The organism is Streptomyces sp. NBC_01224, from assembly GCF_036002945.1.
Lineage (GTDB): Bacteria > Actinomycetota > Actinomycetes > Streptomycetales > Streptomycetaceae > Streptomyces.
Window position 1 is genome coordinate 1,931,047 of sequence record NZ_CP108529.1, and the last position, 13,523, is coordinate 1,944,569.

The window sequence follows — 13,523 nt, forward strand, 5'->3', positions numbered from 1 at the left end:
CGTCCTTACCGTAGCGGCATGGCAGCCACCACCCACACAGTGTCCAACCAGGTACCGCCGCTGGTCGGCTACGACGTCTTCGCCACCGACCGCGCGCTCACGGAGGCGGTGCAACGTCACATGCCGCCCGAGCTCCTCGACGAGGCCCGGGGCGAGCTCGGCGAGCTGGGCAGATCCGCGGGCTCCGCGCAGGCGCAGGCGTGGGGGGCGCAGGCGAACGAGAATCCGCCGGTGCTGCGCTCCCACGACCGGTACGGGAATCGCATCGACGAAGTGGAGTTCCATCCGGCCTGGCACCGGCTGCTGGGTCATGCGGTCGCCGCGGGTCTGACCGACGCCTGGGGCAGGCCGGGCGGCCATGTGCGGCGGGCGGCCGGATTCCTGGTGTGGACACAGGCCGAGGCGGGGCACGGCTGCCCGCTGTCGATGACGCACGCGGCGGTGCCCGCACTGCGGACCGATCCGGCGCTGGCCGCCGACTGGGAGCCGTTGCTGACCTCGAAGGTGTACGAGCAGGGGCTGCGGCCCGCGGCGCAGAAGGCCGGTGTGCTCTTCGGGATGGGCATGACGGAGAAGCAGGGCGGCACGGACGTACGGTCGAATACGACGCGGGCCGAGCAGCTGGCGGCGGAGGGCGAGTATCTGCTCACCGGGCACAAGTGGTTCTGTTCGGCGCCGATGTCCGACGGCTTCCTGGTGCTGGCGCAGGCGCCCGCCGGCCTGACGTGTTTCCTGCTGCCCCGGGTACTGCCCGACGGCACGCGGAACACGTTCGCGATCCAGCGGCTGAAGGACAAACTGGGCAACCGGTCCAATGCGTCGAGCGAGGTCGAGTTCGACGGGACATGGGCGCGCCGGGTCGGCGACGAGGGGCGCGGGGTGCGCACCATCATCGAGATGGTGGCGGCGACCCGGCTGGACTGTGTGGTCGGCTCGGCGGCGCTGATGCGGCAGGCGGTGGCGCAGGCGATCCACCACTGCACATACCGCAGCGCGTTCGGCGGGGTGCTGATCGAGAAGCCGCTGATGCGCAATGTGCTGGCCGATCTGGCGCTGGAGTCGGAGGCCGCGACGGTGCTGGCGCTTCGGCTGGCGGCGGCGTACGACGCCGATACGGAGAGCGAGCGCGCCTTCCTGCGGATCGCGGTGCCGACGGCGAAGTACTGGGTGACGAAGCGGTGCACGCCGATGGTGGGTGAGGCACTGGAATGTCTCGGCGGCAACGGTTACGTCGAGGAGTCCGGGATGCCGCGGCTGCTGCGCGAGGCACCGCTCAACTCGATCTGGGAGGGCTCGGGGAATGTACAGGCGCTGGATGTGCTGCGGGCGCTGCAGCGCGAGCCGCTGGCGCTGAACGCGTTCCTCCAGGAGGTCGGCCGGGCGCGCGGCGCCGATCACCGGCTGGACGGGGCCATCAAGGACATGCTGACGGAGCTCGCCGATCTGAACGGGATCGAGGCGCGGGCCCGCAGGCTGGTCGAGCGGATGGCTCTGGTGCTGCAGGGTTCGCTGCTGGTGCGCTGGGCGCCGCCGGAAGTCGCCGACGCGTTCTGTGCGTCACGACTGGGCAGGGACTGGGGCACGGCATTCGGGACGCTGCCGCACAGCCTCGATCTGGCATCGGTCGTGGAACGGGCGCGGCCCGTGGAGCGTTAGCCCCAAGACGTACAACAACGGAGGGTGGTGCTGCGCCGACACGGCACCACCCTCCATGTTGTACACACCGAACGGCAGGGCACAGGCGCCGCTGTGCGGTGTTCCGTCACTCTCGTACGGACCGGCACTCCCTCGCCAGAGTTGCAAAGGGTTGCAACCATTGTGCGAAGTGCGCCCTGCCGGGACCCTCGCAGCGGGCAGGATGGGACCGGCGGCCGTTTCTCCGGCCCTGGCATCTAGGGGGAATGAGAGTGGAGTCAAGCGCTGCCGAGGCGACGCGACCGGCTGTGCCGCGGTCCGTCCAGGCCCTACGCATGATCCACCGGGCCAGGGAGGCGAAACTCGTGGGCGAGCGTTCACCAGTGGCGCCGCGCGCGGAGATCGGCGCCTCGTGGGACCGGGTGCTGAGCAGCGGTGTCGATCCGGATCAGTCCACCGAGAGTGTGCTGCTGGACATGGACGAGATCGAGCACCGGCGCCGGAGCTCGACGCTGGGCGAGGTGATGCCGTTGCTGAGCGAGGGCCTGGTCTCCCTGGCGGATGCCGCCCAGCAGATCGTGGTGGTCACCGATGTGGAGGGCCGGGTGCTGTGGCGCCAGGGCAATACGGGGGTGCTGCGCCGGGCTGACGGCATCTGTCTGGCGGAGGGCGCGGCCTGGGCGGAGGCGAGCACGGGGACGAACGCGATCGGTACGGCGCTCTTCTCGCGCACACCGGTCCAGGTTCATTCGTCGGAGCATTTCGTGCGCAGTCTGCACAACTGGACCTGTGCGGCGGCCCCGGTGCGTGATCCGCGGGACAGTCGGCTGATCGGCATCGTCGACATCAGCGGTGCGGCTTCCACGTTCCATCCGACCTCGCTCGCCCTGGTCGGTTCGGTCGCCAGGCTGGCCGAGAGCGAGATCAGGAACCGCCACCTCCAGGCGATCGACCGGCTGCGTTCGGTGGCGGCGCCGCTGCTGTGCCGGCTGGGCGGACGGGCCCTGGCGGTGGACGCCCACGGCTGGCTCGCCGCGGTGACCGGGATGCCGCCGGTCGACCGGCTGCCGCTGCCGAAGTCGTTGCAGCCGGGCCGGGTGTGGCTGCCGTCGCTCGGTATGTGTCGGGTCGAGCCGCTGCCAGGCGGCTGGCTGGTGCAGGTCACGGACGGGCCATCGGACGGGCCGCCGCGACGGGTGGTGCTGGACCTGAGCCGGCCGCGCGGGCTCACGGTCAATGTGGTGAGTGCGGTGGACTCCTGTACGCAGCGGCTCTCGCCGCGCCATGCGGAGCTGCTGTACGCCCTGGCGCTGCACCGCGAAGGACGTACGGCATCCGAGCTGGCGGAGGACATCTTCGGCGACGCGACCCGGACGGTGACGGTGCGGGCGGAGATCTCGCGGATACGCCGCCATCTCGCGGAGGTGCTCGCACACCGCCCCTACCGCTTCGGCGAAGAGGTCGAGGTGGAGGTGATCCAACCGGATCATCCGGCCGACCTGCTGCCGCGCTCGACGGCTCCGGTCGTGGTCAGGGCACGTAAGGGCTCCTAGGACCTCGCTCCCGCCGCTTGCCGGCGGTCTCGTTGTCCGAGCCGCGGGACCGGCTTTGGCCCTGGCCTCGCGGCATGGTTCCCTGGCAGCCATGAGCAACCCCACGCACACCGCTGCGACCACCGCCGAGGTGACCATCTGGTCCCTGGAACAGACCTCCCCCGACGATCTGCGCCCCGCCGCGGTCCCGGAGGGCGACGTGCGGATCGTGCGGTCCGAGGTCCCGCTGCCCGAGTTCAGCCGGTTCCTGTATACGGCGGTAGGCGGCGACATCCAGTGGACGGACCGGCTCACGATGACGTACGCGCAGTGGCAGGAGGCCCTGGACCGGCCCGGGGCGGAGACCTGGGTGGCGTACGAGAACGGCACGCCGGCCGGATACATCGAGCTGGACCCGCAGGACGACGGCGTGGTCGAGATCATGTACTTCGGGCTGATACCGGCCTTCCGGGGGCGCCGGATAGGCGGCCATCTGCTCTCGCACGGCGTCGCCCGCGCCTGGGACCTGGCGGAACGCTGGCCGGAGCGGACACCGACGAAGCGGGTGTGGCTGCACACCTGCTCCAAGGACGGCCCGCACGCCATGGACAACTATCTGCGGCGCGGCTTCAAGCTGTTCGACACGAAGGTGGAGCTGGAGCCCGAGGCGGCGACGCCGGGGCCGTGGCCGGGGGCGGCGCGGTAGCGCGCGGACAGCGACTCCCGGCGACAAGTAGGGGGATTGCGGCTATTACGGAAGGCCCGGCCCGGGCGGGTCGAGTGATGGGTGCCACACCGTCTCGCATCACGGGACACTCTCGTCCACATCATGGATAGTGGTGGACTGGCCCGAGATTCGCGTGACAGGCTTCCGTCATGCCTGGAACTGGAATTGCCTTGGTGAGTCGACGCCACGTCGACCTCGGCCGCGTGTCCAGCGCCATCTGTCCGGCGAGCTGAGAGTCCCAGCACCGCCGCGATCCTCTTTTCTCTGCAAACCCTGCGCACCGCCGCGCCTCAGCGCGAGTGTGCAGTTCAGAGCCGCCCTCCTGCAGTCCCGAAGGACGTACCGTCATGGCCGCTACCCCGGAACAGCCTGCGACCACCACGCCTCGCCGCAAGGCCGGACGCCACCGTGGCGAAGGCCAGTGGGCCGTGGGGCACCACACTCCGCTCAACGGCAATGAGCAGTTCAAGAAGGACGACGACGGTCTCAATGTGCGGACACGCATTGAGACGATCTACTCCAAGCGCGGTTTCGACTCGATCGACCCCAACGACCTCCGTGGACGCATGCGCTGGTGGGGCCTCTACACCCAGCGCAAGCCCGGGATCGACGGCGGCAAGACCGCGATCCTGGAGCCCGAGGAGCTGGACGACACGTACTTCATGCTGCGGGTCCGGATCGACGGCGGCCGGCTGACCACCGAGCAGCTGCGGGTCATCGGCGAGATCTCGCAGGAGTACGCGCGCGGCACCGCGGACATCACCGACCGGCAGAACATCCAGCTGCACTGGATCCGCATCGAGGACGTCCCGGCGATCTGGGAGAAGCTGGAGGCCGTCGGGCTCTCCACCACCGAGGCGTGCGGTGACTGCCCCCGCGTGATCATAGGCTCCCCGGTGGCCGGGATCGCCGCCGACGAGATCATCGACGGGACGCCGGCGGTCGACGAGATCCACGAGCGCTACATCGGCAACAAGGAATTCTCGAACCTGCCGCGCAAGTTCAAGACCGCGATCTCCGGCTCGCCGGTGCAGGACGTGGTGCACGAGATCAACGACATCGCGTTCGTCGGCGTCGTCCACCCCGAGCACGGCCCGGGCTTCGACGTCTGGGTCGGTGGCGGGCTCTCCACCAACCCGCGTCTCGCCGAGCGGCTGGGCGCCTGGGTGCCTCTCGAACAGGTGCCGGACGTCTGGGCCGGGGTCGTCGGCATCTTCCGTGACTACGGGTACCGCCGGCTGCGCACCCGCGCCCGTCTGAAGTTCCTGATGGCCGACTGGGGCCCGGCGAAGTTCCGCCAGGTACTGGAGGACGAGTACCTGAAGCGTCCGCTCGTCGACGGGCCCGCGCCCGCGGAGCCCAGCAGCCGCTGGCGCGACCACATCGGCGTCCACCAGCAGAAGGACGGACGGTTCTACCTCGGATTCGCACCCCGGGTCGGCCGTGTGGACGGCTCCACCCTGGCCAAGATCGCCGACCTGGCGGCCGCCCACGGCTCGGACCGGCTGCGCACCACCGTCGAGCAGAAGATGCTCATCCTCGATGTGGAGCAGGACCAGGTGGATTCCCTGGTCGCCGGCCTCGAAGCGCTCGACTTCCAGGTGAAGCCCTCTCCGTTCCGGCGGGGCACGATGGCCTGCACCGGCATCGAGTTCTGCAAGCTGGCGATCGTCGAGACGAAGGCGCGCGGCGCCTCGCTGATCGACGAACTGGAGCGCCGCCTGCCGGAGTTCGACGAGCCGCTCACCATCAACATCAACGGCTGCCCCAACGCCTGCGCCCGCATCCAGACCGCGGACATCGGCCTCAAGGGCCAGCTCGTCCTGGACGCCGACGGCAACCAGGTCGAGGGCTACCAGGTGCACCTGGGCGGCGCCCTGGGCCTGGAGGCCGGGTTCGGCCGGAAGGTCCGTGGCCTGAAGGTCACTTCGGCCGAACTGCCCGACTATGTCGAGCGGGTCCTGGGCCGCTTCCAGGAGGAGCGCGAGGACGGCGAGCGGTTCGCGACCTGGGCGGCGCGTGCCAGTGCGGAGTCGCTGTCATGAGCGAACGCGCCGCCCCGTTCTACTGCCCCTACTGCGGTGACGAGGACCTGCGCCCGCACGAGACCGGCCACGGCGCCTGGGAATGTGCCTCCTGCAACCGCGCGTTCCAGCTGAAGTTCCTGGGTCTGCTGACCCGGGGGCTGCAGCGTAACGACGTTGAACGGGACGGGATATGACGGATACTCAGAGAGAAGAACGCACTGTCGAGGAGCTGAAGGAACTGGCCGGGCGGGCAGCCCGGGAGCTGGAGGACGCCTCCGCGCTGGAGATCCTCCGATGGGCAGCCGACACCTTCGGCACGAAGTTCTGCGTCACCTCGTCCATGGAGGACGCCGTCGTCGCCCACCTCGCCTCGCGTGCCTTTCCGGGCGTGGACGTGGTCTTCCTCGACACCGGCTACCACTTCCCCGAGACGATCGGCACCCGTGACGCGGTCGAGGCCGTGATGGACGTCAACGTCATCACGCTGACCCCGCGCCGGTCCGTGGCCGAGCAGGACGCCGAGTACGGACCGAAGCTGCACGACCGCGACCCGGACCTGTGCTGCAAGATGCGGAAGGTCAAGCCCCTTGAGGAGGGCCTGACTTCCTACGCGGCCTGGGCGACCGGGCTGCGCCGCGACGAGTCCCCCACCCGGGCGAACACCCCGGTCGTCGGCTGGGACGAGAAGCGGCAGAAGGTGAAGATCTCGCCGATCGCCCGCTGGACGCAGGACGACGTCGACGCGTACGTGGCCGAGCACGGCGTTCTCACCAACCCGCTGCTGATGGACGGTTACGCCTCCGTGGGCTGCGCGCCCTGCACCCGCCGGGTGCTGGAGGGCGAGGACGCACGCGCCGGACGCTGGGCCGGCCGGGGCAAGACCGAGTGCGGGCTGCACGACTGATGACGACTGATCAGGAGACTTCGATGAGCGTGACGGAGACGGGAGCCACCATCTGGCTGACCGGTCTGCCGAGCGCGGGCAAGACCACCATCGCGTACGAACTGGCCGGGCGGCTGCGCGGCGAGGGCCACCGCGTGGAAGTGCTCGACGGCGACGAGATCCGGGACTTCCTCTCCGCGGGTCTCGGCTTCTCCCGCGAGGACCGCCACACCAATGTCCAGCGGATCGGCTTCGTCGCCGAGCTGCTGGCGGCCAACGGCGTGAAGGTGCTGGTCCCGGTCATCGCCCCGTACGCGGACAGCCGGGACGCGGTACGCAAGCGGCACCAGGCCGAGGGCACCGCGTATCTAGAGGTGCATGTCGCGACTCCGGTCGAGGTGTGCTCCGTACGCGATGTGAAGGGCCTCTACGCGAAGCAGGCGGCCGGCGAGATCAGCGGGCTCACGGGGGTCGACGACCCGTACGAGGCGCCCGAGTCGCCGGACCTGCGGATCGAGTCGCACCGGCAGACCGTGCAGGAGTCCGCGGCGGAGCTGTATGCGCTGCTGAGCGAGAGGGGTGCAGCGTGACGACCGTCGCGACCGTGTCGGAAGGCACCGACAATCCGTACGCACTCAGCCACCTGGACTCCCTGGAGTCCGAGGCCGTACACATCTTCCGCGAGGTGGCGGGCGAGTTCGAGCGGCCGGTGATCCTGTTCTCCGGCGGCAAGGACTCCATCGTGATGCTGCATCTGGCGCTCAAGGCGTTCGCGCCCGCGCCGGTGCCGTTCACTCTGCTGCACGTCGACACCGGGCACAACTTCCCCGAGGTGCTGGAGTACCGCGACCGGACGGTGGCCCGGCACGGGCTGCGGCTCCATGTCGCCTCCGTGCAGGAGTACATCGACGCCGGAAAGCTCCGCGAACGCCCGGACGGCACCCGCAACCCGCTGCAGACCGTGCCACTGACCGAGGCCATCCAGCAGCACCGCTTCGACGCCGTGTTCGGCGGCGGGCGCCGTGACGAGGAGAAGGCGCGCGCCAAGGAGCGGGTCTTCTCGCTGCGCGACGAGTTCTCCCAGTGGGATCCGCGCCGCCAGCGCCCGGAGCTGTGGCAGCTGTACAACGGCCGGCACGCCCCCGGTGAGCACGTCCGGGTCTTCCCGATCTCCAACTGGACCGAGCTGGACGTCTGGCAGTACATCGCCCGTGAGGGCATCGAGCTTCCGGAGATCTACTTCGCCCATGAACGCGAGGTCTTCAACCGCTCCGGCATGTGGCTGACCGCGGGCGACTGGGGCGGCCCCAAGGAGGGCGAGCAGGTCGAGACCCGGCAGGTGCGCTACCGCACGGTCGGCGACATGTCGTGCACCGGCGCCGTCGACTCGGATGCGACGACGCTGGACGCCGTGATCACCGAGATCGCCGCCTCCCGGCTCACCGAACGGGGCGCGACGCGTGCCGACGACAAGATGTCCGAGGCCGCGATGGAAGACCGTAAGCGCGAGGGGTACTTCTAGGATGACCGCACTCACCCAGCACACAGAGCAGTTGTCGACCACCACCCTGCTGCGGTTCGCCACCGCGGGGTCCGTCGACGACGGCAAGTCCACCCTCGTGGGACGTCTTCTGCACGACTCCAAGTCGGTCCTCACCGACCAGCTGGAGGCCGTCGAGCACGCCTCGCGCAGCCGGGGCCAGGAGGCGCCCGACCTGGCGCTGCTGACCGACGGGCTGCGGGCCGAGCGCGAGCAGGGCATCACCATCGATGTCGCCTACCGCTACTTCGCGACGCCGCGCCGACGGTTCATCCTGGCCGACACCCCGGGGCATGTGCAGTACACCCGGAACATGGTGACGGGGGCCTCGACGGCCGAGCTCGCCGTCGTCCTGGTCGACGCCCGCAACGGTGTCGTCGAGCAGACCCGCCGCCATGCCGCGGTCGCCGCGCTGCTGCGGGTGCCGCATGTGGTGCTGGCCGTCAACAAGATGGACCTGGTCGACTACGCGGAGCCCGTGTTCGCCGCCATCGCCGAGGAGTTCACCGCGTACGCCGCATCCCTCGGCGTACCGGAGATCACCGCGATCCCGATCTCCGCGCTGGCCGGTGACAACGTCGTGGAACCGTCCTCGCACATGGACTGGTACGGCGGCCCGACCGTCCTGGAACACCTGGAGACGGTGCCGGTCAGCCATGACCTCACCGCCTGCCACGCCCGCTTCCCCGTCCAGTACGTCATCCGGCCGCAGACGGCCGAGCACCCGGACTACCGGGGCTACGCGGGCCAGATCGCGGCCGGTGCCTTCCGCGTCGGCGAGGCCGTCACCGTCCTGCCCTCGGGCCGTACGTCGACGGTCACCGCGATCGACGCGCTCGGCGAGAGCGTGGACATCGCCTGGGCGCCCCAGTCGGTGACGATCCGGCTGGCCGACGACATCGACATCTCGCGCGGTGATCTCATCGCCCCGGCCGACGACGCACCGGCGGTCACGAGGGACGTCGAGGCGACCGTCTGCCATGTCGCGGACCAGCCGCTCACGGTGGGCCAGCGGGTGCTGCTCAAGCACACCACCCGCACGGTCAAGGCGATCGTCAAGGACATCCCCTCGCGCCTCACGCTGGACGACCTCTCCCAGCACCCGGCACCCGGCCGGCTCGTCGCCAATGACATCGGCCGGGTCGTCGTCCGCACCGCGGAGCCGCTGGCGCTCGACGCGTACGCGGACTCCCGGCGCACCGGCTCCTTCCTCCTGATCGACCCGGCGGACGGCACCACGCTGACGGCCGGCATGGCCGGTGCCTCGTTCGCCGCCGTGGCCGAGCCCGAGGCCGCGGCCGCGGCCACCGACGACGCCGAATGGAGCTTCTGATGAGTATCGACATCTACTCCACTTTCGCGAAGGAGGGCGGCCGCGTCGGCAGCGGCGCCCTCGGCAGCGGCCAGGGCGGGGTCGCACGATGTGCGCGATGACGTACGCGCACCGCCTGCGCGCCCGCTTGCACCAACCGCACCGCCTGCACAGCCAGTTCAGACGAAGACCTGCCGACTTCCCGGCCGCGTCCCCATAGTTTCCGGGGGGACGCGATCACCGGGCCAACGAGAGGATGACCTCCCGTGCCTGCCCCCCGTACCACGCTCCGCCGCAGCCTCGCCGCTGCTGCCGCCCTGCCGCTGCTCGCCGTGGCGCTCACCGCCTGCGGCTACGGCTCCGAGGCGAAGGACGACGACTCCAGGAAGTCGGACGTCGCCGCCGACGCGAAGAAGCTCTCCACCGACACCGTACGGATCGGCTACTTCCCCAACCTCACGCACGCCACCGCGCTGGTCGGCGACCAGGAGGGGCTCTTCCAGAAGGAACTCGGCGGCACCCGGCTCAAGACCTCGCAGTTCAACGCGGGTCCTTCCGAGATCGAAGCGCTCAACGCCGACTCCATCGACATCGGATTCATCGGCCCGTCGCCCTCCATCAACGGTTTCACCAAGTCCAAGGGCAAGAACCTGCGGATCATCGGCGGCTCCGCCTCCGGCGGGGTGAAGCTGGTCGTGAACCCGAAGAAGATCAAGACCCTGGACGACCTCAAGGGCAAGAAGATCGCCACCCCGCAGCTCGGCAACACGCAGGACGTGGCCTTCCTCAACTGGATCTCCGAGAAGGGCTGGAAGGTCGACGCCCAGAGCGGCAAGGGCGACGTCTCCGTGGTCCGTACGGACAACAAGGTGACGCCGGACGCCTACAAGTCCGGTTCCATCGACGGCGCCTGGGTCCCCGAGCCCACCGCGTCCAAGCTGGTCGCCGAGGGTGCCGAGGAACTGCTCGACGAGTCGACGCTGTGGCCGGACAACAAGTTCGTGATCACGAACATCATCGTGTCGCAGAAGTTCCTGAGCGAGCACCCGGATGTCGTCGAGGCGGTGCTGCGCGGTTCGGTGAAGACCAATGCGTGGATCAACGCCAACCCGGACAAGGCGAAGGCCTCCGCCAACGCCGCGCTCGAGAAGCTGACCGGCAAGGCGCTGCCCGCCGAGGTCCTCGACCCGGCGTGGAAGTCGATCCAGATCACCGATGACCCACTGGCCGCCACGTTGAACGCGCAGGCCGAGCACGCGGTGAAGGCCGGTCTGCTGGAGAAGCCGGACCTGACCGGCATCTACGACCTGAAGCCGCTGAACAAGGTCCTGAAGGCCGCGGGCAAGCCCGAGGTCGCCGACGCCGGTCTCGGCGTCAAGTAAGCCGCCCGAACCCGAACCCAGGATTCCCAGGAGGTGACGACCATGGCGACCACCCTCACCAAGACCCAGGACCGTACAGCGGTCGGGCACGCCGCCCGTATCGCACATGTCTCCAAGTCCTTCGGCGGACCGGAGGGGCAGCAGCTCGTCCTGGACGACATCACGCTCGATGTCGCACCGGGCGAGTTCGTCACCCTCCTGGGAGCCTCCGGGTGCGGAAAGTCGACGCTGCTCAACCTGGTGGCCGGACTCGACCGCCCGACCGCGGGGTCCATCGAGACCCCCGGCGGGCGGCCGGCCCTGATGTTCCAGGAACACGCCCTGTTCCCGTGGCTGACCGCGGGCAAGAACGTCGAACTCGCGCTGCGGCTGCGCGGCGTACCCAAGTCGGAGCGCCGCACGGAAGCGGAGCGGCTGCTGGAACTCGTACGGCTGGGCGGAGCGTACGGGAAGCGGGTGCATGAACTCTCGGGCGGTATGCGGCAGCGGGTGGCAATGGCCCGGGCCCTCGCCCAGGACAGTCAACTGCTGCTGATGGACGAGCCGTTCGCCGCGCTCGACGCCATCACCAGGGATGTGCTGCACGACGAGCTGACCCGGATCTGGCGCGAGACGAACGTCTCGGTCCTCTTTGTCACACACAATGTGCGCGAGGCGGTGCGGCTCGCCGAGCGGGTCGTCCTGCTGTCGTCCCGCCCCGGCAGGATCGCCCGTGAGTGGACGGTCGACATCGAGCAGCCGCGCCGTATCGAGGACAACGCGGTCGCGGAGCTGTCCGTCGAGATCACCGAACAACTGCGTGGGGAGATCCGCCGTCATGGCCAGCACTGACACGAAGCCCGACGATCTGGCCGGTCTGGAGGCCGGGCTCGACGCGCTGGACGCTGTGCAGGTGCGCCGCACCCCGGTGCGCGAGGTGCTGCTGCACAAGGTGCTGCCGCCCGTGCTCGCGGTGGCGCTGGTGATCACCATCTGGCAGCTGCTCGTCGAGGCCCAGGTCACCGACGACTACAAACTGCCTTCACCGGCCGCGGTGTGGCACAGCGCGTTGGACATGTGGCTGCAGGGCACGCTGCTGGAGGTCGTCTGGACCAGCATCTCGCGTGGTCTGCTCGGCTTCCTGATGGCCGTGGCCATCGGTACGCCGCTGGGTCTGCTGGTCGCCCGGGTGAAGTTCGTACGGGCCGCGATCGGCCCGATCCTGTCCGGGCTGCAGTCCCTGCCGTCGGTCGCCTGGGTGGCACCGGCCGTGATCTGGCTCGGACTGAACGACAAGATGATGTACGCCGTGATCCTGCTGGGCGCCGTCCCCTCGGTCGCCAACGGGCTGGTCTCCGGCGTCGACCAGGTGCCACCGCTGTTCCTGAGGGCGGGCCGTACGCTCGGCGCGACCGGGCTGCGCGGGACCTGGCACATCGTGCTGCCGGCCACGCTGCCCGGCTATCTGGCCGGTCTCAAGCAGGGCTGGGCGTTCTCCTGGCGCTCACTGATGGCCGCCGAGATCATCGCATCCTCCCCCGATCTCGGCCTGGGGCTCGGTCAGTTGCTGGAGAACGGACGCAACAACGCGGACATGCCCGGCATCTTCCTCGCCATCATCCTGATTCTGTTCGTCGGCATCGCGATCGACCTGCTGATCTTCAGTCCGCTGGAGCGGTGGGTGCTGCGCAGCCGCGGTCTCCTCGTCAAGAACTGAGCCACGCCATGTCCGCCCCGGTCCTCCTCGTCATCGCCCACGGCAGCCGCGACCCGCGGCACGCCGCGACCGTGCACGCGCTCACCGCGCGGGTTCGGTCGCTGCGGCCGGGGCTGCGCGTGGAGACCGGTTTCCTGGATTTCAACGCGCCGTCGATACCGAGGCTGTTGGAGCGGCTGGCCGCGAAGGGCGCGGGGGACGTCATCGCGCTCCCCCTGCTGCTCACCCGGGCCTTCCACGCCAAGGCCGACATCCCCACGGTGCTGCACGAGGCCCGGACCGGACTGCCTCGGCTGCGCATCCGGCAGGCCGAGGTGCTCGGCCCGTCACCCCTGCTGAATTCGGCACTGGAACGGCGGCTGTACGAAGCCGGGGTCCATCCCGGTGACCGAAGTTCGACCGGGCTCGTCCTGGCCTCGGCGGGCTCCACAGACCCGGAGGCGATCGCAGTGATCGCTGAAATCGCGCGGGAGCTGCGGCACACCGGTTGGTGCGCCGTGCGGCCTGCGTTCGCCTCCGCTGCATCACCCGCGGGGTACCCCCGCACCGAGGACGCGGTACAGGCCCTGCGGGCCGAAGGCGTGCGGCGGGTGGCGGTGGCCCCTTACGTCATCGCACCCGGCCGGCTCCCGGACCGTATCGGTGCGGGCGCCAGGGAGGCGGGGGCGGATGTACTGGCCGAAGTGCTGGGCTCTTCAGCGGAGTTGGCACAGCTTCTGCTCCGTCGCTATCACGAGGCGTGCCTGCCGCGCATGGCGGCACTCACCGCCTGACCGGCCCGAAGTGGGC

General features: G+C 69.7%; 14 protein-coding genes. All 14 read left to right on the plus strand.

Features of this window, described 5'->3' with window-relative positions:
• Positions 1-18 precede the first annotated feature (18 nt).
• The 14 genes from OG609_RS08035 to OG609_RS08100 all read left to right on the plus strand — a co-directional run bounded on the left by OG609_RS08035 (position 19) and on the right by OG609_RS08100 (position 13,507).
• The gene (locus OG609_RS08035; RefSeq protein ID WP_327272166.1) at positions 19-1,656 is read left to right on the plus strand and encodes an acyl-CoA dehydrogenase family protein; all 1,638 of its coding nucleotides are present in this window, start codon (positions 19-21) and stop codon (positions 1,654-1,656) included.
• A 245-nt stretch (positions 1,657-1,901) separates the two neighbouring features.
• A complete protein-coding gene (locus OG609_RS08040) occupies positions 1,902-3,188 on the plus strand; it encodes a helix-turn-helix domain-containing protein (RefSeq protein WP_385647838.1) in 1,287 nt (428 codons plus the stop codon).
• A gap of 91 nt (positions 3,189-3,279) precedes the next feature.
• Entirely contained in the window at positions 3,280-3,873 is a 594-nt protein-coding gene (locus OG609_RS08045) for a GNAT family N-acetyltransferase (RefSeq protein ID WP_327272168.1), read from the plus strand.
• A gap of 170 nt (positions 3,874-4,043) precedes the next feature.
• A complete protein-coding gene (locus OG609_RS08050) occupies positions 4,044-4,127 on the plus strand; it encodes a putative leader peptide (RefSeq protein ID WP_317864749.1) in 84 nt (27 codons plus the stop codon).
• A gap of 114 nt (positions 4,128-4,241) precedes the next feature.
• Positions 4,242-5,939, plus strand: coding sequence for a nitrite/sulfite reductase (locus tag OG609_RS08055; RefSeq protein WP_327272169.1), 1,698 nt, complete (start codon positions 4,242-4,244; stop codon positions 5,937-5,939).
• Positions 5,936-6,115, plus strand: coding sequence for a hypothetical protein (locus tag OG609_RS08060; protein WP_093895403.1), 180 nt, complete (start codon positions 5,936-5,938; stop codon positions 6,113-6,115). Before OG609_RS08055 ends, OG609_RS08060 begins: the two co-directional genes overlap by 4 nt.
• A complete protein-coding gene (locus OG609_RS08065; protein WP_327272170.1) occupies positions 6,112-6,825 on the plus strand; it encodes a phosphoadenylyl-sulfate reductase in 714 nt (237 codons plus the stop codon). Before OG609_RS08060 ends, OG609_RS08065 begins: the two co-directional genes overlap by 4 nt.
• Before the next feature lie 23 nt (positions 6,826-6,848).
• Complete coding sequence (cysC, locus tag OG609_RS08070) at positions 6,849-7,394, plus strand: adenylyl-sulfate kinase (RefSeq protein WP_385647836.1); 546 nt, start codon at positions 6,849-6,851, stop codon at positions 7,392-7,394.
• Positions 7,391-8,326 (plus strand): sulfate adenylyltransferase subunit CysD, encoded by a 936-nt coding sequence (cysD, locus tag OG609_RS08075; protein ID WP_327272172.1) that lies wholly within the window; start codon positions 7,391-7,393, stop codon positions 8,324-8,326. The genes cysC and cysD overlap by 4 nt, the downstream gene beginning before the upstream one ends.
• Before the next feature lies 1 nt (position 8,327).
• Positions 8,328-9,677, plus strand: coding sequence for a sulfate adenylyltransferase subunit 1 (locus tag OG609_RS08080; RefSeq protein ID WP_327272173.1), 1,350 nt, complete (start codon positions 8,328-8,330; stop codon positions 9,675-9,677).
• A 245-nt stretch (positions 9,678-9,922) separates the two neighbouring features.
• A complete protein-coding gene (locus tag OG609_RS08085; RefSeq protein ID WP_327272174.1) occupies positions 9,923-11,038 on the plus strand; it encodes an aliphatic sulfonate ABC transporter substrate-binding protein in 1,116 nt (371 codons plus the stop codon).
• Positions 11,039-11,080: 42 nt separating this feature from the next.
• Complete coding sequence (locus OG609_RS08090; RefSeq protein ID WP_327272175.1) at positions 11,081-11,869, plus strand: ABC transporter ATP-binding protein; 789 nt, start codon at positions 11,081-11,083, stop codon at positions 11,867-11,869.
• The gene (locus OG609_RS08095) at positions 11,856-12,734 is read left to right on the plus strand and encodes an ABC transporter permease (protein WP_327272176.1); all 879 of its coding nucleotides are present in this window, start codon (positions 11,856-11,858) and stop codon (positions 12,732-12,734) included. The genes OG609_RS08090 and OG609_RS08095 overlap by 14 nt, the downstream gene beginning before the upstream one ends.
• 8 nt (positions 12,735-12,742) lie before the next feature.
• Entirely contained in the window at positions 12,743-13,507 is a 765-nt protein-coding gene (locus tag OG609_RS08100; protein WP_327272177.1) for a sirohydrochlorin chelatase, read from the plus strand.
• The last annotated feature ends 16 nt before the right edge of the window (positions 13,508-13,523 follow it).